Raw genomic sequence first — 24,827 nt, 5'->3', positions numbered from 1 at the left:
AAAGCAGCGACGTCACGTAACGCATCTCACCACCGCGCGGCGGGTCGCTCCTCGTCAGACGATAGAATCGGGTCTTGACCAGCGGGGACACGGGCTCCACCGGGATCGGCGGCGGGGCCCGTGCTGCCAGCGACGTACCGTCAGGGTGCAGAAACAGGTACCGTTGAACCCCGATGGACGGTCTCTCTTAAACGGAGAGTCCGCTTCCGATCATGAACGCGTGTCAGACTCTGGGGCCATCGAGCCCCGTCGTTTGAGGGGGTCGACCCATGGGGCGCGGCCGGGCCAAGGCCAAGCAGACGAAGGTCGCCCGCCAGCTGAAGTACAGCAGCGGTGGGACTGACCTCTCACGCCTTGCCGAAGAGCTGGGCGCATCGACGACGAAGCCGCCGTCGAACGGTCAACAGCAACAGCAGCAGCAAGTCGAGGAAGAGTCTCCCGACGACGACCTGTACGCACGCTACGCGGAGCTGTACGAGGACGAGGACGACGACGACGGCGAGGACTCGGCCGGCTCGTCGGAGCAGCGTCGCGGGGCCTGAACCGCAGACAGCAAATCGGAGCTCGGCTCGGGGGCACCCCCGGACGGGCCCTTTTTGCTGCCGTGAATCGGGTACAGCCGCCCGCACACTCAGGGCGTACGGGCCCGTAGGCACACTCCCCGCACACGACCCGGGCGCCGGTGACGCCGTACGTGCCGTACGCCCGGTACGCGTCGTAGGCGCCGGCGGCGGCAGTGGCGGCGGCAGTCTCAGCGGGCATAGCCCCCCGTAAGCTCGACACCACCCGCCCCCGTCTCGTCCTGCCCGCGCACCTCGCCGGCGACCCAGGCGTCGACCCCGCGGTCCGCGAGCAGCGCGAGCGTGACGTCCACCGACGCCTGCGGCACGACGGCGACCATGCCGACGCCCATGTTCAGCGTCCGCTCCAGCTCCGCCCGCTCGACCCGGCCCACTTCCCCGACCACGTCGAAGACGGCGCCCGGCGCCCACGTCCCGCGGTCGATGACGACCCGCAGTCCTTCGGGCACCACCCGGGCCAGGTTGCTGGCGAGCCCGCCGCCCGTGACGTGCGAGAAGGCGTGCACCTCGGTGGCGCGCAGCAGCGCGAGGCAGTCCAGCGAGTAGATCTTCGTCGGCTCCAGCAGCTCCTCGCCGAGCGTGCGGCCGAACTCCGGCACCGCCCGGTCCAGCGCCCAGCCCGCGCGGTCCAGCAGGACGTGGCGCACCAGCGAGTACCCGTTGGAGTGAAGGCCCGAGGAGGCCATCGCGACGACCGCGTCACCCGTACGGACGCATCGGGCGCCCAAAAGGGCGTCGGCCTCGACGACGCCGGTGCCGGCGCCCGCCACGTCGTACTCGTCGGGGCCCAGCAGCCCCGGGTGCTCCGCCGTCTCGCCGCCGACCAGCGCGCAGCCGGCCAGCACGCAGCCCTCGGCGATGCCCTTGACGATCGCCGCGACCCGCTCCGGCACGACCTTGCCGACGCAGATGTAGTCCGTCATGAACAGCGGCTCGGCGCCCGTCACCACCAGGTCGTCGACGACCATGGCGACCAGGTCGTGCCCGATGGTGTCGTGCACGTCCATGCGCTGCGCGACCGCGACCTTCGTGCCCACGCCGTCCGTCGCGGAGGCGAGCAGCGGGCGCTCGTAGCGCTTGAGCACGGAGGCGTCGAAGAGGCCGGCGAAGCCGCCGAGCGCGCCGACCGACTCCGGCCGCCGGGTCTTCTTCACCCACTCCTTCATCAGCTCGACGGCGCGGTCACCGGCCTCGATGTCGACGCCCGCCGCCGCGTAGGAGCCGGCGGCGGGGGCAGCGGCGGGGGCGGGGGGCTGGCTGGCACCAGACATGGCGTTGGGGTCCTCCGGGTCGTTCACCTGGGATCGGATGGGGCCTGGGCGCCGGCGCTACGGGCGGCGCAGGGCATCGGCGGCGTCGCGCCCGCCGGCGACCTCGGTCTCCAGCAGGTGCTTGCCCAGCAGCTCCGGGTCGGGCAGGTCCATCGGGTACTCGCCGTCGAAGCAGGCGCGGCAGAGGTCGTTCTTGGGGATGCCGGTGGCCTCGATCATCCGGTCGGTGGAGATGTACGCGAGCGAGTCCGCGCCCAGCGACTGGCAGATCTCCTCGACCGACATGCCGTTGGCGATCAGCTCGGCGCGGGTGGCGAAGTCGATGCCGAAGAAGCACGGCCACTTGATCGGGGGCGACGAGATGCGCACGTGCACCTCGGCGGCGCCGGCCTCGCGGAGCATCCGTACCAGCGCGCGCTGCGTGTTGCCGCGGACGATGGAGTCGTCGACGACGACGAGGCGCTTGCCGCCGATGACCTCCTTGAGCGGGTTCAGCTTCAGCCGGATGCCGAGCTGCCGGATGGTCTGGGAGGGCTGGATGAAGGTCCGGCCCACGTAGCTGTTCTTGACCAGCCCGGCCCCGTACGGAATGCCGCTGGCCTCCGCGTATCCGATGGCGGCGGGGGTGCCGGACTCGGGCGTGGGTATCACCAGATCGGCGTCGGCGGGGGCCTCCGCGGCGAGCTGGCGGCCCATCTCGACGCGGGAGAGGTAGACGTTCCGGCCGGCGATCTCGGTGTCGGGCCGGGCGAGGTACACGTACTCGAAGACACACCCCTTGGGCTTTGCCTCGGCAAAGCGGCTGGCGCGCAGCCCGTTCTCGTCGATCGCGATCAGCTCGCCCGGCTCCACCTCACGGATGAAGCTGGCCCCGACGATGTCGAGCCCGGCGCTCTCCGACGCCACCACCCAGCCGCGGTCGAGGCGCCCGAGCACGAGCGGCCGGATGCCCTGGGGGTCGCGGGCGGCGTAGAGCGTCTGCTCGTCCATGAAGACGAGGCTGAACGCGCCCTTGGCCCGCCGCAGCACCAGCGGCGCGGCCTCCTCCACGGTCAGCGGCTTGCCGTCGTCGTCCACCTGGCCGGCGAGGAGCGCGGTCACGAGGTCGGTGTCGTTGGTCGCCGCCGCCCTGCCGCTGCGCGAGCCGCCCTCCGGGGGCAGCGCGGCGACCATCTCGGACAGCTCGGCGGTGTTGACGAGATTGCCGTTGTGGCCGAGCGCGAGCGACCCGTGGGGGGTGGCCCGGAAGGTGGGCTGCGCGTTCTCCCACACGGAGGCACCGGTGGTCGAGTAGCGCGCGTGACCCACGGCGATGTGGCCCTGGAGGGAGCCGAGGGATGTCTCGTCGAAGACCTGCGAGACCAGGCCCATGTCCTTGAAGACGAGGATCTGTGAACCGTTGCTCACCGCGATACCCGCGGACTCCTGTCCCCGGTGCTGCAGTGCGTACAGTCCGAAGTAGGTGAGCTTGGCGACCTCCTCGCCCGGGGCCCAGACGCCGAAGACGCCGCAGGCGTCCTGGGGGCCCTTCTCGCCGGGAAGCAGGTCGTGGCTGAGTCGTCCGTCTCCACGCACAAAGACACTGTAACTCGCCTGGATCTGTGTCAGACGAGCTAGGAGGCCGGCGCCCCTACGGCTTCGGCCGCCTCTTCCTGGGGCTCAGCCCAGGGATCAGGCTCCCACACGGGGTGTACCTCGTATCGATAGTGAGGCTTGTCACTATCGCCACCATCGCTCTCGATGGGTGCCAGCACCACACGCCGGATGAGCTGGCGCAGGATCGCGTTCCGCGCTTGGGTCGGGAGCGTCGTCCACTCCAGCAGCAACCCGACGACGACCGGTTCGCAGTCCTGGAAGGTGGGGCCTTCCTCCTCCTCTGCCTTCAGCTCGCCGAGCGCTTCCATGGCCCGATCGCGGTCCCGTTCAAGTTCCGCCTTCGCTACACGGAAGGTCTCTTCCGGGTAGAGGTCCGGTGCCTTGGCGCGGTCCACCATCAGGCGAGCGATGGCGGCTTCCGCCTGGTCGTGATCCGCCTCCAGCTTGGCGCGGCGCTTCGCTCGTACTGCTGCACCGTTGGGGGTACGCGGTCGCTCGGCCTCCCCGGGCACGGCGTCGATACCGTCGGCTGCCCCTTCCGCCAGCCACTCGAACACTGCGGCCTCGACGACGGTTCGTCGGCTCCATACGCCCTTGCACACCGTCTCTCCGGCGTGGCTGTGCTTGAGGCATCGGACGGAGTACCCGGGCTTGCGTATGCGGCGCTTCTTGCTGGAGAAGGCGACGATGCGGCATGCGCCGCGGCATCGCCCGCACCGCATCAACCCGGTGAGGGTGTACGAGCCCTGTAGCTCACGGGGCGCCATCCGCTGTGCTGCCTGACGACGTTTGAGGTACACGCGCCATTTCTCGGCCGCCGCCTCCCGCGTCGTGGCGATGACAGGTTCGTGTGCCCCCTTGATGTAGTCGTACCGGTTGCAGTGCCGGCCGTCGCATGGGCAGTCCGCCGCGTGGACGCGGAGAAGACCGGCGGCGAACCCGCTGTCCATCCATCGGGCGAGGGTGCTCACCGCCCATGCGTTGCCGTTGACCGTGGTGTATCCGGCGCCGTTGAGGTAGCGGACGAGCTTGGTGAAGCCCTCGCCTGCGATGTACCGGTCGTACAGGGTGGCGTTCACGCCGTCCAACTCGGGATCCGGCTCGTAGCGCTCGCGCTGGAGGATCCACCCCCCTTTCCCGTCGGGTAGTCGGCGGGGGTGCCAGATGTAGCCGAAGCGTGGGCGGCCGGTGGCGGGTAGTCCGTTGCTGCGTCGGTGGTCGTGGGCTTCGGTCCACTGCTCGCCGGCGCGGTTGCTCTCGAAGTTGCCGAACGCGAAGATCATTTCGCGTTGGAGTTCTCCGACGGCTGTCCGTGCGTCGATCGGTTCGGTTGCCGATTCGAGCTGCCCGCCGACGGCTTCGAGCCGGGCGAGGTTGGCGGCGTTGCCGGTGCGGTTGCGGCCGAACCTGCTGTATCGCCACACCGCGATACCGCGCGCTTCACCTGCCTCGACCCGTTCGATTGCGCCCACGATCCTGCGTTTGAAGTGGCGCCCGGAGACGTCGAGATCGATAACCCAATCGATGATGCGGCGGCCGGTGCGGCGGGCCCATTGCTCGATGGCCTCGCGCTGTAGTTCCGGGCTGATCTGCTCCTCTTTGTAGGTGCTGACTCTGATGTACCCGAGCCAGGGCTCGCCGAGCACGTCGGGCGAGCCTTGGAAGGTAGCGGGTAGGTGGGTGATCGTCATATGGCGTGCCTTTTGTCGGGGGTAGGAAGCACGTGCAGTCGGCGCACGCCCGGTAGCGGGTCGAGGTCGTCGAGTCAGTACCGGGCGCCGTGCGGGGGTGTGTGGTCGGCCGGCTGGTCGAGCAGGCCGCGGGCCACGTGGTCGAGGGCAAGCTCGTATCCGGCGCGGTGCGCGTCGGCGAGCTGGTCGTCGGCGAGGATGTGCGCGCGCTGCATCATGCCGAGGACGGCCGCGGGGAGTGCGGCAAGGCTGGTGAGCATGCCGGCCCGCATGGGCGAATCGCTGCCCGTGATCACGCCCGCTACGCCCATGGCGAGGCCGATGAAGAGCAGGCCGAGAGCAAGCGGCCTGAGTGCGTACATGGTGTGGCTGATCACGTGACCTCCGGGTGGGGGATTTACTGGTCGGCGACCCTCTGATCGCCGTTGGTGGAGGTGGGGGGTTGGGTGCGTTGCAGGGTCTCGGCCATGGAGACGAAGACGCGGCGTGACTGCGCGTCGGTGATGCCCAGTTCGTCGGCGGCCTGTTCAGGGGTGATGCGGCGGTCGCCGGGGGATGGTCGCTGTACAGCGCCGAGTTCGTCGGCCGTGATGATGCCGGCACGCACGAGGATGTCGCTGAGCGGTTCGCCGAGGGCCTGGGCGAGTAGGCCGAGTACGCGCGTGTCTGTGATCTTGTCCCCGCGCAGCATCCGGCCGACCGTGGAGGCGCTGATGCCTGAGTGCTCGGCGAACGCCGACTTCCCGCCGCTGCGCGGGCCCGAGAGGTCGTACCCGCGGCGCGTGAGTTGATCTCGCAGCCAGTCGGCGAACCGCTTCGCGCGGTCGCCGTCGTCGCGCTTGGTGTTTTTCATGCGTGAAATTTAGCGCGCCTGGCTGTGGCATGCCATGCCTACTGTCAGGCGTGGCACTTAAGTGCTGCACCGCGTTACTCCTGTTGAACCGTGTGTCTACCTGGGCTTTCGTGTCGAACGCCAGTGCGATTCTACCGACGTTGTACCGCCTCGCAAGGGGGCACCCCGGGCAAGACTTGCAGCTAGCTTTCATTCCAGAAAGCAAGGTGCTACTTTCTGTCTCGCCAGACAATCTGTCTGGCGAGAAAGGAAAGCATCGTGTACGACCGCACGCTCTTCCGCGCCGTCGCCCAGGACAAGGGGGACGCGCACTACCTAGACACCGCAGCCCGGCTGAAGGTTGCCCCCACCACCGCATGGCGTCTCTGGACGGGCAAAACCGCCCCAAGTCTCCGCCTGGCCGCCGCCGTTGAGGCCGCGTACGGCGTCCCCGCGGCCCGCCTGCTCAAGCCCGCCGAAGCAGCGAACGGCGCCGCCACGTGACCGCCGACGTGATCCCCCGCGAGCAGGCGTTCGCCAACGCCCGCGCCGTGCTCGATGCCGCCCGCGCCCGCCTCGCCGCCGACCGCGCCGCCGGCCGCCTCCCCCGCGATGTCGAGGAACGCCTCGCCGCCCTCGAACGACAGCACTCCCCCACCGCGGCCTACCGCGCCGCCGCCTGACCACGCGAAAGGGCCGCCCGGACGCGACCCGGACGGCCCTCCCAACCGAACCCCGAGAGGTCCGATCGTGAACACGCCCAAGCCTACCCACCAGACCCCGACCCCCGACGCCGACGACCGGCACCGCACGCGGACGGCCGTGATCGCCCGCCAGCTCGACCAGATCGCCCCCGGAACCGCGCGCGTCCGCACCGTTCCCGTGACGACCGACCGCGCCGGCGCCCGGCACCGCGCGACGTGGGTCGCCCTCGACGACGCCGACGGCCGGCCGATCGAGGCCGACCGGGACGCGCACCGCGCCGCCCGCGGCCTGCTGCGCCGCATGTTCCCCGCCGCCGACTGGACCCGCCCGCAGCTCTACGACGCCATCACGGGCGCCCTGGCCGTCGACGAGCCGACCATGCCCGAGGAGCTGCACCAGTGATCCGCCCCGAATACCCGCCAGCCGCCGCAGTCTCCGCCGACGTCATCGCCCGCATCCGGGCGTACCGCATCGGCCGCAGGATGAGCGCGCAGAAGCTCGCCGACGCCATCACCGCCGCCGGGTACCCCATCACCCGCGCCGTCATCTCCAACCAGGAAACCGGCCGAGTCGGAACCATCCCCGTCGATCTGGTGGTCGCCGCAGCCCAGGTGTTCGGCCTGAGCATCGCCGAGATGTTCGAGGGCGGCCCGTGTCCGACGTGCGCGGGCCGCCCGCCCGCCGGGTTCACCTGCAAGGCGTGCGGGACGGAGGCCGACCGGTGATCCGCATTCGCCCACAGCTCACCGCCGACGGCAGGGCCGTACGGATCCCGCTCGCCGACCGCTTCGCGCCCGTCGTCGACGACCTCGCGACCGCCTACGCCGACGACCCCGACGCCGTCGGCCGGTTGCTGCTCGCCCACGCCGACGCCGTCGGTCACCTTGACCACGCCGTCACCGACCCGGACGCCACGGACTACGGCCGCGCGATGTGCGCGGCCGAGGCCGACGGCACCCGCGAGGCCCTGCTCGACGAGTCCCCCGCCGCCGCCCACCTCGACGCCGTGCTCGGCGACCGCGAAGCGATCCGCCTCGCCGACGACCTGACCGCCCGCGCCGCCTGTACCCGCCGCACCTCGCAGAACGGAACCGCCGCATGACCACCCCCGCCCCCGGCACCGCGCCGCACATCCAGACCGCGTACCTCCCTGCACCCGAGGGAGCGCCGACCGACGCCCCGCGAGTGTTCGCCGTCGTCGCAGCCGTCATGCGCGACGCGATGCCCGTCGGGAAGAACCAGCGCAACACCCAGCAGAACTACCAGTTCCGCGGGATCGATGACGTGATGTCCGCCATGGCGGGCCCGATGCGTACGCACGGCCTGTTCATCCTGCCGAGCATCGCCGAGCACCAGCAGGCCCGGGACGGGAAGATGACCCGCACCGTGATCACGATGCGGTACCGCATCTACGGGCCCGCAGGCGACTGTCTGCTCGCCGACGTGCCGGGCGAGGCGTTCGACTTCGCCGACAAGGCGACCAACAAGGCCCAGTCCGCGGCCTTGAAATACCTTCTGTTCACCCTGTTCATGCTCCCCGTGGACGGCCGCAGCATCGACGACGGCGACCGCCAGACCCCGGAGCCGCCCGCGGAGCACCGCGCCGAGCGGGCCCAGCGCCAGCAGCAGCGCCAGCAGCGCCGCGGCGGGCAGCAACGCCAGCAGGGCGGACAGCAGCGCCGCGACACCCGCGCCGAGCAGGACCAGCAGCAGCGTCCCGACTACCTCGCCGTCGCCCGGAACGCGAACAGCCGCGAGGAGTTCGACAAGATCCGGGCCGCCGCCGTCCAGGCGGGCGCCCCCGCCGACTACCTCGCCCAGCTCGACGCCGTCGCCGCCGAGCGCGCGAAGGCCGCCCAGCAGCCGGCCGGGCCGCGGGTCGTCGACGAGGTGACCGACGCCGCGGGGGAGGCGAGTTGGCAGGGCGAGCCCGCCAAGCAGGAGGCCGCCGCCGAGCACGCCGCCGCGCTCGGCGAGATGTACGACGCGGCCCAGGCCGCCGGGCTCACGGACCAGCGCGAGGCCGACGAGGCGTTCGGCGCCCGGTTCCAGACCAGCCCGCAGCAGGCCACGCCCGAGCAGCTTCGCGAGATGCGCGACGACCTGCTCGACGCCGCGAACGGGGCCGCCGCGTGACCGCCACCGAGCAGCCCGAGCAGCCGGTCGAATCGCTGCGCGACCTCGCCCTCCAAGCCGCCGCAATCGACCTGGTCGCCGCCCGCGTCGCCGCGTTGAAGAAGGACGTACGGGCCCGCACACAGCGCGCCCTCGACGCCGCCGACGAGCGCGACGGAACCGAGCGCGTCGCCGCCCAGCTCCCCGACGGCACGGCCGTTGCCACGATCTCACTCCGCAAGGGCGAGACCGGGCCGGTTGTCGTCGATGAGGAGGCGTTCGCCCGATGGGTGCGCGAGCGATTCCCTGACGAGGCGTGGACCGAGACCCGCGTCGTGCGCACGGTCAAGCCGTGGGCCACCGCCGAGCTACTGGCAGCCATTGCAGCCGTCGGCCTCTCCCCCAGCGAGACCGGCGCCCGACCCGCCCAGTGGGCCGACCCCCAGACGGCCGAGGTGCACGAGGTTCCCGGAGTCATGATCAAGCCCACGCGGGCCCGTACGTACAGCCGGACGTGGCGCAAGGGGGGTGAGGACGCCCTCGCCGCCGCGTGGCGTAACGGCACCCTCGCCGGACAGCTCGACGCGCTCACCGCGCCCGCGGAGGTCGAGGCCCCGTGAACGCGACCGCGCCGGCCGTCGTCGACGGCCTCGCCGAGCAGTTCGCCCGCCGTTCGCGCTCCGTCGACGGCGGACACCGCGAGTGGACCGGCACCAGCCGCACCGCTTCCGGCGCCGGACGCTTCCGGCACCGCGGGAAGGACTACACCGCCGCACAGGCCGCGTTCATCCTGCGTACCGGCCGCGCCCCCGTCGGACTGGTCCTGCCCGCGTGTGAGCACGCGCACTGCTGCGAGCCCGCCCACGTCGACGACCGCGCCAACCGGCAGCACGAGCGCGAAGCCCTGGCGGACATCACGGGGATGGAGCATCGGGCGTGGGCGTGCGAGCACGACAAGGCGGTATACGCCCGCCGCCGCGCCGACGGCCGCCGCTACTGCGCCGAGTGCAACCGGCAGGCGAGCCGGCCGCACTGCGAGCACGGCAACCCCGTGTGCGCCGACGACGAGGGCGTACGCCCCTACGTCTGCGGGCCGCGGTGCGAGGGGCACCAGCCCGCCCGCACCCGCCCCTTCTCCACCCGGGGGCAGGCGTGAGGGCGTTCTACCGCGGCTACAGCAGCCGCACCGGCCGCCGGGCCGCCCAGGTCCGGCGACTGCACATCATGCGCGAGGACGGCGCGTTCCCTGGCCGCTCCGGCGAGTGCGGCGCCGCCGGGTGGGCCCACCGCGACAGCGACCCCGTGATCGTCGACCCGATGCCGGCCGAGCCGCCGCCCGGTCTGGAGTGGTGCCCCGCATGCGTCGGCCGCGCCGCCGAACGCGTCGGGCTGCTCCGCGAGTTCGCCGCCGCCCTCACCGCCCCGCAGTAGCCCCGCACCGCCCCGGGGCGAGGACGAGCCGAACGGCCCCTCGCCCCGGGCGCCCCACCCCAGACAGGAGCACCACCCCCCGTGCCATGGTTCAAAGTGGACGACACCGCCCACGCTCACCCGAAGATCCTCCGCGCCGGAAACGCCGCGCTCGGCCTGTGGATGCGCGCCGGCGCCTACGCCGCCCAGCACCTCACCGAGGGCACCGTGCCCGGTGTCGTCGCCCAGCTCTACGGCACCGCCCCGCAGGCCCGGAAGTTGGTCACCTCCGGCCTGTGGCACGAGCACGGCCACACCTGCTCGCGCTGCCCGCAGCCACCCGCGGGCGACTACGTGATGCACGACTTCCTGATCTACAACCCGACCCGCGAGAAGGTCGAGACCGGCCGTGCCGCAGCAGCCGAGCGGCAGCAGCGGGCCCGCGAGAAGGCCGCCAACGCGCGGGCCCAGGAGCGTAATCGTTCCGAATCGCCGTCGAATCGTCCGCGAATCGACGACGATTCGACGACGGAAAATCTCGAAAGCGGCGCGAATCAGATCGAGTTTCCGGACTGCATCGCAGGTCAGGATGGGGTGTCACAGCGTGACGGGTTGGACCCGTCACGGTCCCCCCGACCCGACCCGACCCGACCCGCTGTACCTCCTACGGAGGTACAGCAAGCTAGCTGGGACGGCCCCGCCGTGCCGCCGAACATCCGGCCCCTACGGGAGGCGATGACCGCGGCCGGAATCGTCGTCGAGTGGAGCCTCGCCACGGCCGATTGGTTCCGCCTCGAAGCGCTCGTGAAGCGGACCGCCGTCGCCGCGCTGGTCGACCACGCCCGCGGCCAGTGGCAGAACGCCCGCAGCCGCCCCCGATCGGTCCGCTACTTCCTGCCCGGCTGGACCGCGCTCCCGCCCGTGGCCGCCGGCGCCCCGACCACCCCGGGCGCCGACGTGATCCCCCTCGCCGCCGCCCGTTCCTCGACCACCGATCAGCGCGTCGCCGCCGGGATGGACCTCGCCGCCCGGCTGCGCGCGCAGGAAGGCAGCCCCGCATGACGCCCGCCGACGCCGCCGAACTGCTGACGCTGGCCGCCGCGTTCGACCGCCGCACCGTCGGCGAGGCCGACGCCCGCGCATGGGCCGCCGCGCTCCACTGGATGCCGCTCGACCAGGACGCCCGCGCCGCGGTTGCCCGCCACTACGCCGAGTCCGAACGCTGGATCACCCCCGCGCACGTGCGCCAGCAGCGCGCCCGCATCCGGGCCGAGCGCGTCGAGCGCGCGAACGTCGTCGACGACGGCCGGCCCGACGAGACGCCCGAGCAGTACCTCGCCCGCCGCCGCGCCCTGCTCGACGCGGTCGCCGACGGCCGCATCGCCCCGCAGACCGCGACGCAGGCCGTCGGCCTCGCCCCCTCGACCGCGCCGCGCGCACTCACCGGCGGCCCCGCCCCGGAGGTCGCCAAACGCCTCGCCGGCATCGGCCGCCGCATCCCCGACGAGGCCGCCGAGCAGCTACGCCCGCACCGGCCCGTGCGCGCCGAGCGGGAATCCCTCGCCGCCCACGGCGAGCCCGACCCGCTCGACGAGCCGTGCGAGTGGTGCCAGGCCCGCCCTGGCCAGCCGTGCCGCCAGGGCAAGAACCGCGCCCGCACCCGCGCCACCCCGCACCCGTGCCGCCTCGACCGCGCCGCCGCCCGCCACACCGCCCGACAGGAGCAGACCGCATGAACCGCAACCGCAAGCACCCGGCCAAGGCCCCGTACCGCAGAAAGGCCACCAGCGGGGACCGCACCAAGAACACCCGCGGATACCGGGTCACCGGGTCATGGGACGCACGCCCCGACCGTCCCGCCATCAAGCCGACGCAGGACAAGAAAGCCCGCGACCGCATCGCCCGGCAGATGGCCGACCAGGGGGCGTACGTCGTCGTCGAGGAGCACGTCAGGTACGGCGTATGGCGCACCGTGTACGAACTCGACGGGCCCGCCCTGGCCGCCGAGCGCGACGCCGAGCAGGCCCTCGCCGCGGCTGGCCACCCGCCGACCCCGCCCGGCTACCGCCCCAACGAGTCCGACCGTCACCGGTCATGGCTGTGGTTGCTGAAGGTCCGGGCCGAGGTCGCGCGCCGCGGCCGGGCCGCCGTCGAGGAGCGCCGCCGGCGCCTCGCCGTCGAGGCCGCGACCACCGCCCGCGAGCTGATGACCCCGCCGGCCATCGTCCGCCCGGAGAACCGGCAGCGGGCCCGGCACGTCACCGGGGCGCAGCGGTGATCCCCGCCGCCGCTGTCGCAGTCGTACACGCCGCCGTCGCGGACGGCCGCCGCGACGACCTCGCGGACGCCGACGCGGCCGAGCTGGTCGTCGCCGAGCTGACCGCCGCCGGCTGGACCCTCGCCCCCGCCGTCGAGGTCCCCGCCCAGCAGCCGGCCGCGTAGCCGGACCCCGGGGGGCGCCGGAGCCACCACGGCGCCCCCCTGGCCGGTAACTTTCTGCCTCGACAGAAAGCATGTCTGTCTCGCAAGAACATTCAGAACGACACCGAACCGGGAGCGCCCCGCCGCGCTCAGCACGAAACGGAGAACCGCCGATGCCCGCACCATCAGCCGCCGAGCGGTTCGCCGCCAAGGTCAACCCCGCGGGCCCCCTCCCCCTCGTACGCGGCGTGCACGGCCGTTGCCACGTCTGGACCGCCGGCGCGAACGACAAGGGATACGGGACGTTTTGGGCCGGCCGCACCGTCAAGGCCCACCGCTTCGCGTACGAGCAGGCGCACGGGCCGATACCCGACGGCCACGACGTAGACCACCGCTGCCGCAACCGCCGGTGCGTCCGCCCCTCCCACCTCGAAGCCGTCACGCACCGCGAGAACATCCTCCGCTCAACCAACCACGTCGCCCGCCGCGCCGCCGTCACGCACTGCCCCGCCGGCCACCCCTACGACGCGACGAACACGTACATCGCGCCGAACGGCACCCGGAAGTGCCGCGCGTGCAAGCGCGAGCAGGCCCGCGCCCGCAAGGCCGCCGCACCGGCCGTCGCGCGCCTCACGCCCCACACCACCCCCGAGACGATCAGGAGCGCCGCGTAATGGCAGGCGAAACCATCATCACCGTCGCCGGAAACCTCACCGCCGACCCCGAGCTGAGGTTCACCCCCGCCGGGCACGCCGTCGCATCGTTCACCGTCGCGTCGACCCCGCGCACCTACGACAAGAGCACGAAGGAGTGGCGCGACGGCGACACCCTCTTTCTGCGCTGCTCGGCGTGGCGCTCCCTCGCCGAGAACATCGCCGAATCCCTCACCCGCGGCACCGCCGTAATCGCCGTCGGCCGGCTCAAGCAGCGGTCGTACGAAACGCAGCAGGGCGAGAAGCGGACCGTCGTCGAGCTGGACGTCGACAACCTCGGCCCGAGCCTCGCCCGCGCGACCGCCGCCGTCACCAAGACCACCGGCGACCGCCAGCAGGGCCAGCAGAACGCCCGCCCGCAGTCCGGCGGATGGGGCCAGCAGCAGGCCCCCCAGGACGACCCATGGGGCCAGCAGCCCAGCAGCGAACCCCCGTTCTGACACCACGCCGCGACCGGACCGGCGCGCGTCCGGTCGCGGCCCGCGCCGCGCGCACGCGCGACCCCCTCGACCACACCGAGACAGGGAGACACCCCCGTCATGACCGCACGCCCTCTGACCCCCGCCGAGCGCGAAGCCCTCGGCACCCGCCTGGCCGTGACGTGCACCGGGTGCGGCGCGCAGCCGGGCGACCCGTGCACCTCGCACGGCGGAACCCGCATCCGGCGTGCCAGCGTGCACAGCGAGCGGATCGCTCCGTACGCCGGAATCTCGCCGGCCGCCGAGATGGACGCCAACGACCACGCGCGCGCCGCGGCCGAGTTCGACAGCGGAACCGCGCTGCTGGTCGGCGAGCAGGTCACCGCCTACGCCGCCGCCGTCGAGGCGAGCGCGCTCCGCGCTGCCGCCGAGCGCATCACCGCACTCGGGAAGGCCCGCGGCTGGTCGACATGGGCCGCCGACTTCATCCACCCCGAGCGCGAGTTCGTCGACGCGGGCGCACCGGCCGCCGTCGAGGAGCCGGCGCCCGCCGTGCCGGTCGTCGTCGACTGCGCCCACGGGTACGGCCTCATGCGCGATTCGTGCCCCGGGTGCGACGCCGAGCAGGAGCGCCCGCACGACGCCGACCCCGTCACGCTGCGCCCGAGCTACGCCAAGCGGCCGATGCGCCGGTGCCGGCGGTGCGCCCTGGTCCCCTCGAACCCCATCCACCGCAGGGCCAACCGATGAGGGGCGCCCTCGACCTGGTCGCGTTCGTCGCCCTGGTCGTCATCGCCACAGCGATACCGCTCGGCCACGTCGCCCGCCGCCGCGCTGGTCGCGCTCCGTTGCGCTCCGCCAGCCACGCCGCCGCGGCAGGCTTCGCCGAAGGCATCCGCCGGGGGAAGCACTCCGCCGCCGCCGGCGCCCTCGCCGCCCTCGCCCGCGACGGATGCCGCCGCCGGCACTGCCTCACCTGCCGAGCCCTCACCGAACACCCCAAGGGAGACCAGCCGTGAACGCCGCCGCGCCCCTCGCCATCGACGACCAGCTCGACGACACCACCACCGAACCCGACGCCTGCTCGGAGTGCGGCCGAGCGCTCAAGCACCCCGCCGCCGACGGACTCGGCCCCGTGTGCCGCCGCAGGCTGCGCGCCGAGCGCGACCGCGCGAGCAGCACGTCGACCCGGTACCGCGTGACATACACCCGCGTCGGCCGCCACGGCGGACGCGACGGCAGCCAGCCGCCCGGACAACTCACCGTCGACGCCGACGACGCCGACCAGCTCGCCGAGCAGGTGCTCAAGAACGTTCGCCCGTACCTCGCCTCACGGGGCGTCGAGGTCGTCGTCGACCTCGACACGGGCCGCGGTCACCTCCTCGCCGGATTCAGCAACGCCGGCACGTTCACCGTCGAGCAGATCCACGCCGAGGGGGTCGCCGCCTGATGGCCCGCAACATCGGAGCCGACGGCCGCGACGTGTTCCGCGCCGTCATCACCAGCACCGGCAAGGACGGCCGCCCGTCGACGTGGCACGAAGGCCCGTACGCGAAGCCTGGCGCCGCCCGCGCCCGCGTCTCGTTCTGGCGCAACCACCTCGCCGACAAGGGCAGCACCGTCACGGGGCACCCCGAGCGCGCCCTCACCGTCTGGCGCCCCGTCGACGACGCCCAGCCCGACCCCGAGCAGTACCGCACCGACCGCGACGGCCGGCCGACATGGCACAGCACCGACGTCGACGGCGACCGCCTGCTCGCAGCCGTCGCCGTCATCCCCGAGCAGGGCCCCGGGATCTACCTCCGCACCGACCTCCGCGGATCGTCCATCCCCCTCGATCAGCTCGACGACTTCATTGCCCGGTTGCACGCCATCGCCGACGCCGCCCGCACCGCCCACCAGGAGCGCACCCAGTGACCCACCGCCGTCGACCCGCACCCGCCTACCACGCACGCCACCGCCGCCGCGAAGCCGTCGACATCCTGCTCGCCCGCGCCACCCGCCGCACCCTCAGCACCACCGAAGTCGCCGCCCTCGCCGAGCACGTCCGCGAGGAGCAGCGGGCCGCTGACGCCGGCCGCGCCAGCCTCACCGGCACGACACACGCCCTCGAACGCAACCGCGCCGCCGCCGACGCCGCGATACGCGAGATGGAACAGCGCGCGCTCGACGCCGAGGAACAGCTCACCGCGTACCGGGCCGTGTTGGGCCCGCGCCCCCTCGACACCATCCGGGCCGCCGAGCAGCGCGCCCAGGCCGCCACCGAGCGCGCCGAGAAGGCCGAGGAGTTCGCCAAGTTCGCCGAGGCCGCCACCACCACGGCCGAGCAGCGCCTCGACCGCATCCGCACCATGGCCGACGCATGGACGCGCCGACTCCCCGCCACCATCCGTACGGCCACGGCAGCGGACGCCGTCCGCCGCGCCGCCAACGGGGATGACAGCCCGGTCGTGTTCGGCATCACCGCCGACCCCGACGAGCGGGGCCGCACGCTCGCCGCCGAGCAGCAGCTCGCCGCCATCCGCCGGTATGTCGACGCCGCGTACGAGGCCGACATGTGCGAGGGCGTGCGCGGCGACCTCCGGCGCCTGCTCGACGGCAAGCCGCCCACCTACGCCGCCCCCACCGACCCCGACGAGCCGATCCCGTACCAGCTCGCCGACCCCGCCCCGACCGGGCCCGCGGTCGTCGACGAGCACGACGCCCGCGGCTGCACCGGTTCGTGGGAGCAGGACGGCCACGCCCGACGCTGCGCCGACTGCAAGCGCCCCCTGCCCGACGCCGCATAGCCACCCCGGGCGCCCCGCCTCGACCGCGGGGCGCCCGCCCTCGACCGCCCAGGAGACGCCCCATGCCCCTGTTCCTGCTCGGCGCCCTGCTCGGCGCCCTCTCCGGCGCCGGCACCTACGCACTCACCGCCGAGGCGCAGCTCGCCGCCATCGTCGCCGCCGTCGCCGCGGTGCTCACGTGGTGCGGCGTGGCCGCCGTCGTGTTCGTCGACAACTGACCAGGGAGACCCCGCACCATGACGACCGCCCTCGACACGCCGCCCCTCGCCCGCCGCGCGGCCGACGACCTCACCGCCGTCCGCGACCAGTGGGGCGACCTGCTCGCCGCCATCGCCCGCCCGCCGGCCGCCGAGTGGCCGCCCCGCGAGGCCCGCGGCTTCCTCGACCAACTCGCCACCGACGCCCGCGGCGAGGGCGACCTCGACGAGCAGCCGGCCGAGCTGCGCGCCGGCCGTACGCCGCTCGTTCTGCGCGAGCACCCCGCGCCGCTCAACCTCGACGCCCTCGACGCCGCCATGCAGACCGAGGCCGAGCTATTCGACCTCGCCGACCGCGTCGCCGACGCCGTACAGCGCCCCGTGCGCCGCCGGCCGGAGGTCAGCATCCCGAGCCCTTCCGGCCGCACCCTTCCCACCCGCGTGCGCATGGTCGTGGACCAGGCCGACCGCGACGACCCCGCACGGTGGCGCCTGCCCAAGCACAGCGCATCCGTCACCGGCCGCGCCGCGTCCCCCGGCAGCCGCGCTCACGGACTGCACTGGGCGTGCGTGTGGCTGGAGGGCCGCGCCCTCGACGAGCCGGCGGACGACCTGTTCGCCCCCATGCCGGCCGTACTGCTCGACCAGATCGCGGCGACCGCCCGCGCCGCCCGCCGCCGCGTCGAGCGCGCCCTCGCCCGCGACGGGCGCACCACCTGCCTCGACGAGCCGTGCCCGTGGTGCCGCGGGCCGCTGGTCGGCATCACCCAGCCCGGGGGCGAGCCCGCGGTGACCTGCTCGACGGGGGAGGCGTGCGGGGCGCCCGCCACGCTCGACGAGCGGCGCCGGCGGGCGTGGCACGGGGCCGAGCTGGTCGGGCTGTGGGCCGCTCTCGACGCCCGCCAGCGGGGCGTGGAGCCTGCCGCGGCGTGAACGGGCGTGGGGGGCGCCGGAGTTGCCCGACGCCCCCCACTGTCACCGTTTGTCAAACCGCTTGTGTTGTCGTTTGTCAAAGCGCTATATTGCAGTTCCCGCCGGACTCCACCCGGCACCCGACAACCAGGGAGACACCCCCGATGGAAACCAGCTTCACCACCGAGCAGGCACCCGAGTGGCGGACCCTCAAGGGCGTCACGACGCCGTTCCGCATCCACACCAACAGCGACGGTCACCCGCTCGGCCGGAAGGACACCCCCGGCGACGAGACCATGACCATCGTCGACATGGAGTTGCGTGGCAGCGTTCGGTACGGCACCACGGCAGACGGCCGCAAGGTGATCCTCTGGGGTGTCGCTACGAGGTATTGGGTCACCACCGGCGCGGGCGAGGAGCCCACCAACGACGAGCAGCCGGCCGCGCCCCACTCCGGCCGCGAGGTCACCATCCCGGGCGCCCTCGCCGACTTCCTCGCCGGTACCAACCTCGCGACCGGCGCAGACGACCACGACCCCGCCAGCAAGGCCACCCGCGAAGCCCTCGACGCCGGACGCCGCGGCCGAGGCCGCACCCTGATCATTCGGCCCACGATCGACGTACTGCACGTCATCAGCGAGTACGCCGAGACCCTGCTCGCCCCGGGTTTCGAGGCCACCCCCGCAGAGCGCCGCGCCGCGAAGTTGTGGATTGAGCGCGCCGGTCACGCCGCCAAGCCGGCGCCCGCCGCGCTGGCCACCGAGCGGACCGAAGACACGCCCAGCCTCGAAGACCTCGCCACCACCGTCACCTGCCCGACCTGCCACGTCCCCGCGGGCGCCCGCTGCACCACCCGCACGGGCAAGCCCGCCCGCGAGTCGCACGGCCGCCGCTTCGAGGCGGTCGAGCAGGCCGCAGGCATCACGGCGCACCGCGCCACCGCCGACCGCGAGGCGCAGGCCCGCGGCGACCGCGCCCCCAGCCTCGACCGCAAGGCCGAGCAGGCCCTCCTGACGGCCTACGCCGCCCGTATCAACGCCCGTGCCCAGCTCGACGACGAGCAGCGCCTCGCCGCCGAGCTGGTCACCGAGGCCGAGGCCGCCGACGGCACGTGGCGCGGCGAGTGGATCGGCCAGCAGCCGGCCGACGACGGCGCCGTGTTCACCGTCGAGCCGGACGCCGATCAGGGCGCCCTGTTCGACGACCGCGTCGCGGCGCTTGACGCCGACATCAAGCAGGGCCACGCCGAGGCCGACCAGCTCGCCGACGAGGTCGCCGCGTGGGGCGCCGAGGTCGACGCCGTCACCGCGCCGGCCGAGACCGTCGCGCCGGAGGTCACCCGCGCGTCCGTTGACGCCTACCTCGCCCGCACGTACCCCGCACTGTTCGCCCCCGAGCAGCCGCGCCCCATCGAGCTTGAGCCCGCGCTCATGTGGTCCGTATCGCACCGCGTCGTGATCCGCGGCGAGTGGCAAGGGCTGATCATGTGCGGACTCGGCCGCCGCGAGGCCGAAGACCGCGCGTCCGTACTGCGCTACACCGGCAGCAAGGCCGTTGAGGTCGCGCCGTGCGAGCACGGCCCGCACGCGCACCGCGACGCGCGCCGCGCCGCACGCTGCGATGGGTGCGGGTACGTCGTCCCGCGCGGCGAGCAGTGGCACGACGCCTGCCGGCCCCGGCCGCGCCTGACCCCGCTTGAGCACCGGCGCCTCGCCGAGGAGCGCGACGCCGGATGGGCCCGCGCAATCGAGGCATCCGCCCGCGTCACGGAGCAGGGCGGCGAGCCCCCGTTCTGACCCGAACGGCCCGCCCCCACCCCCGGGGGCGGGCCCCCCACCCACACCGAGGAGCATCACCGCATGAACACCAGCGACCAGCCGACCCCCGCAGCCCGCGACCTCGCCGAACAGCTCATCGCCGAAGTGGCCCGGCACGAGCGCGACCAGGCCGCCCGCCGCGCCGCCGCAGGCGACCCGAACCCGTACGACCTCGCCCCGTACGCCGACGTGCACGACCTCGCCCGCGCCTACGAAGACACCCGCGACGACCCAGCGGCCCGCGAACAGTTCCTCGACAACCTCGCCGACGACCTCGACCTCGCCGACATCCGCGCACTGCGTACCGCCGGCGACGCAGCCGTAGCCGCGACACCGCGCGTCATCCTCGCCGCCGCCGCCCGCGGCAAGAAGCCGCCGCGCATCGCCGACGAGATCGGCCTCACGCCCGCCCGCGTGTACGGGATCATCCGCGACGCCAAGCAGCAGGCGACCACCGACGACCCCGCCGCCGAGTAGCCCCCGACAGCAGCGCGGGCCCGCACGCGGCGACTCCACCGCCGGACGGGCCCGACTCACCACGAGACGGAGACACCCGCCCATGGCTGACACCAACCCTACCCAGCGGCCCGCGCCCGCCCCGCCGGCCGTCGGACGCTCCCTGTCCGTGCGCGTCAACACCGAGGACATGCGCGACGATCTCGCCGTCGTCATGCGCGCGCACGGCGACGCCGCCGAACCCACCCGCCTCGCACTGCGCCTGCTCGCCGACGCCTACCGCCGCGCATGGACGTACGACGACGTGCCCGACGGCACCGCGCCCCACATCATCGCCATGCGCTACGCCCTGCCCGACGGCACACCCGAGACGATGCCCGACCCGCGTCATACGCGATACCCGCACGTCAGGGACACGCCGGCCCCGTACGACGCGCCCGCGTAGGACGCGCGCACGACGGGAGTACGACGCCCGACGCCCCTGTGTACGACGCGCACAACGGGTGCCGGGCGTCCGGTCGTACGCCGCACTGCGCGCATGACGTCGGACGCGTACGACGCCCGTACGACGCACACGCCCGTACGACGCGCGCCCGGCCGCGGGAGGCAGCACGCGCGGACCGAGCTTGCACAGACCGTCGCACGTGTGTTCCAATATCGCCGTCTCCGGCGTGCCCGAAAACGGGCCGCCCCCTACGCCCCGTCGCCCCCGCGGCGGGGCGTTTCGCATGCCCGCCGGCCCTGACGCGAGGGGGTGACCGCCCATGGCTCGACCAATCGACGACACCGACCGCGAGCAGGTGCGCACCCTCCACGCGCAGGGCAAGGCCCGCAACGAAATCGCCCGCGCTCTCAAGCGCAGCCCCTCGACCGTGTCGAAGCTCGCCCGCGAGCTGAACCTCACGTTCGACCGCGCCGGCGAGGTCGCCGTCGCCACCGCCGTACGCCGCGAAGACCTCGCCGCCCGCCGCGCCGCGTTCGCGCTCCAGCTCCAGGGCTCCGCCGAGGAGTTGCACGCGCAGTTGTTCGCCCCGTGCACGGTCGGCGAGTTCGCCGGCAAGGAAGGCGACTGGCACACAGCCGACCTCAAGAAGCCGCGGTTCGGCGATCAGCGGCAGATCATCGCATCCGTACAGACGGCCGTGAACACGTCCCTACGCATCGCCCCCGCCGAGGGAGGCGAGGGCGCCGAGCAGGTGCGTTCGATGCTCGGCGCACTCGGCGAGGCACTGACCGCCGCGGCCGGCGACGCCGACGACGACGGAGGCGCCGACGGGGGGTGAGCAATGCTCGACCTCGACCGCCTGCCCCTGTCCCGCAAGCAGTTGCTTTCCATCGGCCGCGCGACCGCCCGTATAAACCTGTGGCACGGGTCCGTACGGTCCGGCAAGACCATCGCGAGCCTGCTCGCGTTCGTCATCGCCGTGGCCACCGCGGGCCCGTCCGGACTCATCATCGTCTGCGGCCGGTCGCTCCAGACGATCGAGCGGAACGTGTTCGAACCCCTCGCCGATCCGGCCCTGTTCGGTCCTCTTGCCCGGCACGTGCACCACACCCGCGGCTCGACGACGGCCGTCATCCTCGGCCGCACCGTCCACCTGATCGGCGCCGCGGACACCCGCGCCGAGGGCCGACTACGGGGCCTGACGGCTCAGCTCGCGTACGTCGACGAGGCGACCCTCTTGCCCGAGGGATTTTGGACGCAGCTACTCGCCCGCCTCAGCGTGCCGGGCGCGCGCCTGTTCGCCACCACGAACCCGGACTCGCCGCGGCATTGGCTCAAGTCGGGCTATCTCGACCGCGCCGGCGAGCTGAATCTCAGGGCGTGGCACTTCCGCCTCGCCGACAACCCGTCGCTCTCGCCCGAGTACGTCGCCGACCTCACCGCCGAGTACGTCGGACTGTGGCGCCGCCGCATGATCGACGGCGCATGGGTGGTCGCCGAAGGCGCGATCTACGACATGTGGGACGAGGGCCGGCACGTCGTCGACGAGCTGCCGGAGATGCGCCGCTACTGGGCCGGTATCGACTACGGCACCACGAACGCTTTCGCCGCGCTCCTGCTCGGCGAGGGCATCGACGGCCGGCTGTACGTCGCGAGCGAGTGGCGGCACGACTCCCGCCGCGCGCACCGGCAGATGACCGACGCGCAGTACAGCCAGGCCGTACGGGCGTGGCTCGACGGGCTCGACGTAGTGCCCGAGTGGACGTTCATCGACCCGTCGGCCGCCAGCTTCAGTACGCAGATGTGGGCCGACGGCTACGCCCACCCCGCGCGCGCCTCGAACGAGGTAGCCGACGGCATCCGATCCGTGGCCGCGCTGCTCGCCGCCGGCCGCCTGCTCGTACACCGCTCCTGCGAGGGGCTGCTCGGCGAGCTGCCAGGCTACTCCTGGGACCCCAAGGCGACGGAGGCCGGCGAGGACAAGCCGCTCAAGATTCACGATCATTCGTGCGACGCGCTGCGGTACGTTGTTCACTCAACCGCCCATGAATGGCGGCGCCTTCTTCAACATTCGGCAATTGGTGCCCCTCAACAACGTGCGCAGCTCGCGCCGTGAATCCCCCAAACTTGGTCACGAAAATACGACGTTGCTCGGCCTCCTCTGCCTCCCAACGCGCCGATTCATGCACACCACTCAGTATTTCAGTCAGCCCCTGCGACATCACTCGGACTCGCTGGTTCAACGCCTGCGTCGCGCCAGTTGTGCAGTCGACCAACTGTTGAGGTCCCACGACGTAGATCCGGGCCATGCATTCGTAAGCGGCGGACACCCTATCCTTGGCTTCCTGGAGTCTCGACACCAAGTCTTGTGCAGCAGTTGCATTGGCCGGAGTCTCGGGGTCGGGAGAGTATTTGCGAAGTTTCGCAGATATTTCTAGCAGCACATTGTGTGCACCCTGAACTGCCTCAATAAACGCGGAATAGGCTGCAATTCGCTCATTCCATAACGCCTTCTGATGTTCAATCTGTCCGGTCGCGCGAGCCTGATAGCGAACCCCAAAGAAGGCCAAGGCGGCTGTTCCGAGAGCTCCAACGACACCAACCGTCGCACCCAGCAAGGCCGCAATCCCCTGATCCATGAATCATCCTCCAGCGACCGCTGTAGAGCATCGGTGACGTAATCATGATGACAGGAAGGTAGCCCGTGTCACTGCCCGAATCCGGTGCTGCGTGGCCGCCGCCGCAGTGGGCCCCGTACTACGCCGAGATGCGCGTCGACGACGCTTGGTACTCCGGCGACCGGTGCCGCCTCGCCCGCGTCTACGGCAACCACGAGCGCCCCACGGAGCGCCGCAAGGTGTGGGGCCGTCGCCGCGACGCCGAGCGCCAGCCCGGCCGCCGTGACGGGCGGCTGCATGTCCCCCTCGCCGGCGACATCGCCCGCACGTCCGCCGACATGTTGTTCGCGGACATGCCGGCAATCCGTGTCGAGGACAAGACCACACAGGAACGCCTCGACCTCCTTCTCGACGAGGGCCGCGTGCAGCAGACGCTCTTGAGTGGCGCCGAGCAGGCCGCCGCGCTCAGCGGGGTGTTCCTCCGTGTCACGTGGGACAAGACGTTGGCCGACCGGCCGCTGTTGACCGTCTGCCAGCCGGACAACGCCGTGCCCGAGTTCCGGTTCGGCATGCTGCGCGCCGTGTCGTTCTGGCGCGAGCTGGACGGCTCGACCGCGGCAACCGTGTGGCGGCACGTCGAGCGGCACGAACCCGGCCGCATCGTGCATGCGCTGTACGAGGGCACCCGCGACAACATCGGGCGTCGCACGCCGTTGACCGAGCATCCCGACACGGCCGACTTGGTCGACAGCCTCGACACCGACGGCGACAGCATCGCCACTGGCATTGACCAGCTCACGGCCGCGTACGTTCCGAATATGCTGCCCAACCGGCTGCACCGCGGCAGCCCGATCGGGCGCAGCGACTACGCCGGGGTACACGACCAGTTCGACGCCCTCGACGAGACGTGGTCATCGTGGATGCGCGACATCCGACTCGCCCGCGCCCGCCTGATCGTGCCGGACGGCTACCTACGCGACCACGGCCCAGGCGCCGGCGCGTCGTTCGACGATGACCGTGAGGTCTGGCACTCCCTGAAGATGCCGCCGAACGAGGGCGCCGGCATCACCCTGGCGCAGTTCGCCATCCGGGTAGCGGAGCACCAGACCACGGCCGAGGCCATCACCCGACAGGCGATCCAGACCGCCGGCTACGATGCGGCGGCGTTCGGCCTCGACGGCGACGGCCAGCCCGTCACCGCAACCGAAGTCGATGCCCGCACCGCGCGCGGCATGGTCACCCGGAAGAAGAAGGCCGGCTACTGGCGACACCCGTTGGCCGACATGCTGCACGTGATGCTGCTGCTCGACGCGAAGCAGTTCGGGCGGCGCATCACCCCGGAGCGCCCGCGTGTGGAGTTCGGCGACGGAGTCGCGGAGTCCGAGCAGCAGACGGCGACGACGCTCGACCTGCTCGCCCGCGCCGGCGCCGTGTCGACCTCGACGAAGGTCAAGATCCTTCATCCGGAGTGGGACGACACCGCCGTCAAGGCCGAGGTCGACGCGATCCTCGCCGAGACCGGCGCCGCCGCGCCGGACCCGGTCGGGACATTCCCCATGTAAGGGCGTCACTCCGTCCGGAAGATGATCCGGAGCAGCCGCTCAGCGGTGGCGCGCAGTTGCGCGTCAGGATGGGCGAGAGCGACGAGGATGAGAGCCGTCAGAACTGCGCTGAGTGCGCCGAGCGATTCAGTCATGCCCCGGACGTTATTTGGTACCAGACGCGGAGTGAAAAGCCGCAAAACAATCTCGGCCCTCAGAGGATCGCGAGCCGTCACTTTATGTGATCGCTGCTGGTTAACCCACCACCGAAAACGCTATGCCGCAAATGCCCTATTGA

35 protein-coding genes are annotated in these 24,827 nt (G+C 72.4%); 29 read left to right on the top strand and 6 right to left on the bottom strand.

Going from position 1 to position 24,827, the window contains the following annotated elements:
- The first annotated feature begins 269 nt into the window (after positions 1-269).
- The gene (locus OG946_RS20355) at positions 270-542 is read left to right on the top strand and encodes a DUF3073 domain-containing protein (protein ID WP_047017158.1); all 273 of its coding nucleotides are present in this window, start codon (positions 270-272) and stop codon (positions 540-542) included.
- A 209-nt stretch (positions 543-751) separates the two neighbouring features.
- On the opposite strand, the gene purM is transcribed toward OG946_RS20355, so the two are convergent.
- The 5 genes from purM to OG946_RS20330 all read right to left on the bottom strand — a co-directional run bounded on the left by purM (position 752) and on the right by OG946_RS20330 (position 5,992).
- Positions 752-1,852, bottom strand: a complete 1,101-nt coding sequence (gene purM, locus OG946_RS20350) for a phosphoribosylformylglycinamidine cyclo-ligase (protein ID WP_326797487.1) — start codon at positions 1,850-1,852, stop codon at positions 752-754.
- Positions 1,853-1,909: 57 nt separating this feature from the next.
- Positions 1,910-3,427, bottom strand: a complete 1,518-nt coding sequence (gene purF, locus OG946_RS20345) for an amidophosphoribosyltransferase (protein ID WP_326797486.1) — start codon at positions 3,425-3,427, stop codon at positions 1,910-1,912.
- A gap of 38 nt (positions 3,428-3,465) precedes the next feature.
- Entirely contained in the window at positions 3,466-5,139 is a 1,674-nt protein-coding gene (locus OG946_RS20340) for a recombinase family protein (RefSeq protein ID WP_326797485.1), read from the bottom strand.
- Between the two features lie 74 nt (positions 5,140-5,213).
- Entirely contained in the window at positions 5,214-5,516 is a 303-nt protein-coding gene (locus OG946_RS20335) for a hypothetical protein (RefSeq protein ID WP_326797484.1), read from the bottom strand.
- 20 nt (positions 5,517-5,536) lie between these two features.
- On the bottom strand, positions 5,537-5,992 hold the full coding sequence (locus OG946_RS20330) for a helix-turn-helix transcriptional regulator (protein ID WP_326797483.1): 456 nt from the start codon (positions 5,990-5,992) through the stop codon (positions 5,537-5,539).
- A gap of 258 nt (positions 5,993-6,250) precedes the next feature.
- Here OG946_RS20330 and OG946_RS20325 point away from each other — a divergent pair, with 258 nt between their 5' ends.
- The 28 genes from OG946_RS20325 (at position 6,251) to OG946_RS20190 (ending at position 24,550) form a co-directional block, all read left to right on the top strand.
- Positions 6,251-6,475 carry an XRE family transcriptional regulator gene (locus OG946_RS20325; protein WP_326797482.1) on the top strand — a complete coding sequence of 75 codons (225 nt, stop codon included), beginning with the start codon at positions 6,251-6,253 and terminating at the stop codon, positions 6,473-6,475.
- Positions 6,472-6,654, top strand: coding sequence for a hypothetical protein (locus OG946_RS20320; RefSeq protein ID WP_326797481.1), 183 nt, complete (start codon positions 6,472-6,474; stop codon positions 6,652-6,654). The genes OG946_RS20325 and OG946_RS20320 overlap by 4 nt, the downstream gene beginning before the upstream one ends.
- Positions 6,655-6,721: 67 nt before the next feature.
- Positions 6,722-7,078 carry a hypothetical protein gene (locus tag OG946_RS20315; protein WP_326797480.1) on the top strand — a complete coding sequence of 119 codons (357 nt, stop codon included), beginning with the start codon at positions 6,722-6,724 and terminating at the stop codon, positions 7,076-7,078.
- Positions 7,075-7,401 carry a helix-turn-helix domain-containing protein gene (locus OG946_RS20310; RefSeq protein ID WP_326797479.1) on the top strand — a complete coding sequence of 109 codons (327 nt, stop codon included), beginning with the start codon at positions 7,075-7,077 and terminating at the stop codon, positions 7,399-7,401. Before OG946_RS20315 ends, OG946_RS20310 begins: the two co-directional genes overlap by 4 nt.
- A complete protein-coding gene (locus OG946_RS20305; protein ID WP_326797478.1) occupies positions 7,398-7,778 on the top strand; it encodes a hypothetical protein in 381 nt (126 codons plus the stop codon). The genes OG946_RS20310 and OG946_RS20305 overlap by 4 nt, the downstream gene beginning before the upstream one ends.
- A complete protein-coding gene (locus OG946_RS20300) occupies positions 7,775-8,812 on the top strand; it encodes an ERF family protein (RefSeq protein ID WP_326797477.1) in 1,038 nt (345 codons plus the stop codon). Before OG946_RS20305 ends, OG946_RS20300 begins: the two co-directional genes overlap by 4 nt.
- Complete coding sequence (locus OG946_RS20295; protein WP_326797476.1) at positions 8,809-9,411, top strand: hypothetical protein; 603 nt, start codon at positions 8,809-8,811, stop codon at positions 9,409-9,411. The genes OG946_RS20300 and OG946_RS20295 overlap by 4 nt, the downstream gene beginning before the upstream one ends.
- Complete coding sequence (locus tag OG946_RS20290) at positions 9,408-9,947, top strand: hypothetical protein (protein ID WP_326797475.1); 540 nt, start codon at positions 9,408-9,410, stop codon at positions 9,945-9,947. Before OG946_RS20295 ends, OG946_RS20290 begins: the two co-directional genes overlap by 4 nt.
- Positions 9,944-10,222, top strand: coding sequence for a hypothetical protein (locus OG946_RS20285; protein ID WP_326797474.1), 279 nt, complete (start codon positions 9,944-9,946; stop codon positions 10,220-10,222). The genes OG946_RS20290 and OG946_RS20285 overlap by 4 nt, the downstream gene beginning before the upstream one ends.
- Positions 10,223-10,303: 81 nt before the next feature.
- On the top strand, positions 10,304-11,263 hold the full coding sequence (locus OG946_RS20280) for a mucin-2 (protein WP_326797473.1): 960 nt from the start codon (positions 10,304-10,306) through the stop codon (positions 11,261-11,263).
- Positions 11,260-11,937, top strand: a complete 678-nt coding sequence (locus OG946_RS20275; protein WP_326797472.1) for a zinc finger domain-containing protein — start codon at positions 11,260-11,262, stop codon at positions 11,935-11,937. The genes OG946_RS20280 and OG946_RS20275 overlap by 4 nt, the downstream gene beginning before the upstream one ends.
- Complete coding sequence (locus OG946_RS20270) at positions 11,934-12,479, top strand: hypothetical protein (RefSeq protein ID WP_326797471.1); 546 nt, start codon at positions 11,934-11,936, stop codon at positions 12,477-12,479. The genes OG946_RS20275 and OG946_RS20270 overlap by 4 nt, the downstream gene beginning before the upstream one ends.
- Complete coding sequence (locus tag OG946_RS20265) at positions 12,476-12,643, top strand: hypothetical protein (protein WP_326797470.1); 168 nt, start codon at positions 12,476-12,478, stop codon at positions 12,641-12,643. Before OG946_RS20270 ends, OG946_RS20265 begins: the two co-directional genes overlap by 4 nt.
- Positions 12,644-12,795: 152 nt before the next feature.
- Positions 12,796-13,296, top strand: a complete 501-nt coding sequence (locus OG946_RS20260; RefSeq protein WP_326797469.1) for an HNH endonuclease signature motif containing protein — start codon at positions 12,796-12,798, stop codon at positions 13,294-13,296.
- A complete protein-coding gene (locus OG946_RS20255; RefSeq protein WP_326797468.1) occupies positions 13,296-13,775 on the top strand; it encodes a single-stranded DNA-binding protein in 480 nt (159 codons plus the stop codon). The genes OG946_RS20260 and OG946_RS20255 overlap by 1 nt, the downstream gene beginning before the upstream one ends.
- A 99-nt stretch (positions 13,776-13,874) precedes the next feature.
- Complete coding sequence (locus tag OG946_RS20250) at positions 13,875-14,504, top strand: zinc finger domain-containing protein (protein ID WP_326797467.1); 630 nt, start codon at positions 13,875-13,877, stop codon at positions 14,502-14,504.
- Entirely contained in the window at positions 14,501-14,773 is a 273-nt protein-coding gene (locus OG946_RS20245; RefSeq protein ID WP_326797466.1) for a hypothetical protein, read from the top strand. The genes OG946_RS20250 and OG946_RS20245 overlap by 4 nt, the downstream gene beginning before the upstream one ends.
- Entirely contained in the window at positions 14,770-15,204 is a 435-nt protein-coding gene (locus OG946_RS20240) for a hypothetical protein (protein WP_326797465.1), read from the top strand. The genes OG946_RS20245 and OG946_RS20240 overlap by 4 nt, the downstream gene beginning before the upstream one ends.
- On the top strand, positions 15,204-15,671 hold the full coding sequence (locus tag OG946_RS20235) for a hypothetical protein (RefSeq protein ID WP_326797464.1): 468 nt from the start codon (positions 15,204-15,206) through the stop codon (positions 15,669-15,671). The genes OG946_RS20240 and OG946_RS20235 overlap by 1 nt, the downstream gene beginning before the upstream one ends.
- On the top strand, positions 15,668-16,543 hold the full coding sequence (locus tag OG946_RS20230) for a hypothetical protein (protein ID WP_326797463.1): 876 nt from the start codon (positions 15,668-15,670) through the stop codon (positions 16,541-16,543). The genes OG946_RS20235 and OG946_RS20230 overlap by 4 nt, the downstream gene beginning before the upstream one ends.
- 62 nt (positions 16,544-16,605) lie before the next feature.
- On the top strand, positions 16,606-16,761 hold the full coding sequence (locus OG946_RS20225) for a hypothetical protein (RefSeq protein ID WP_326797462.1): 156 nt from the start codon (positions 16,606-16,608) through the stop codon (positions 16,759-16,761).
- 18 nt (positions 16,762-16,779) lie between these two features.
- Positions 16,780-17,673, top strand: coding sequence for a hypothetical protein (locus OG946_RS20220; protein ID WP_326797461.1), 894 nt, complete (start codon positions 16,780-16,782; stop codon positions 17,671-17,673).
- A 143-nt stretch (positions 17,674-17,816) separates the two neighbouring features.
- Positions 17,817-19,448, top strand: coding sequence for a zinc finger domain-containing protein (locus OG946_RS20215; protein WP_326797460.1), 1,632 nt, complete (start codon positions 17,817-17,819; stop codon positions 19,446-19,448).
- A gap of 63 nt (positions 19,449-19,511) precedes the next feature.
- Positions 19,512-19,946 carry a hypothetical protein gene (locus tag OG946_RS20210; protein ID WP_326797459.1) on the top strand — a complete coding sequence of 145 codons (435 nt, stop codon included), beginning with the start codon at positions 19,512-19,514 and terminating at the stop codon, positions 19,944-19,946.
- 82 nt (positions 19,947-20,028) lie between these two features.
- Positions 20,029-20,370 carry a hypothetical protein gene (locus OG946_RS20205; protein ID WP_326797458.1) on the top strand — a complete coding sequence of 114 codons (342 nt, stop codon included), beginning with the start codon at positions 20,029-20,031 and terminating at the stop codon, positions 20,368-20,370.
- Positions 20,371-20,689: 319 nt separating this feature from the next.
- Positions 20,690-21,208 (top strand): helix-turn-helix domain-containing protein, encoded by a 519-nt coding sequence (locus tag OG946_RS20200; protein ID WP_326797457.1) that lies wholly within the window; start codon positions 20,690-20,692, stop codon positions 21,206-21,208.
- A 3-nt stretch (positions 21,209-21,211) separates the two neighbouring features.
- On the top strand, positions 21,212-22,486 hold the full coding sequence (locus tag OG946_RS20195; protein ID WP_326797456.1) for a PBSX family phage terminase large subunit: 1,275 nt from the start codon (positions 21,212-21,214) through the stop codon (positions 22,484-22,486).
- A gap of 651 nt (positions 22,487-23,137) precedes the next feature.
- Positions 23,138-24,550, top strand: a complete 1,413-nt coding sequence (locus OG946_RS20190; RefSeq protein ID WP_326797455.1) for a phage portal protein — start codon at positions 23,138-23,140, stop codon at positions 24,548-24,550.
- A gap of 5 nt (positions 24,551-24,555) precedes the next feature.
- On the opposite strand, the gene OG946_RS20185 is transcribed toward OG946_RS20190, so the two are convergent.
- Entirely contained in the window at positions 24,556-24,684 is a 129-nt protein-coding gene (locus tag OG946_RS20185; protein ID WP_326797454.1) for a hypothetical protein, read from the bottom strand.
- Positions 24,685-24,827: the final 143 nt, after the last annotated feature.

It is taken from the genome of Streptomyces sp. NBC_01808, assembly GCF_035917395.1.
Taxonomy (GTDB): Bacteria; Actinomycetota; Actinomycetes; order Streptomycetales; family Streptomycetaceae; genus Streptomyces.
This window is presented reverse-complemented; position numbering and strand designations above follow the sequence as displayed.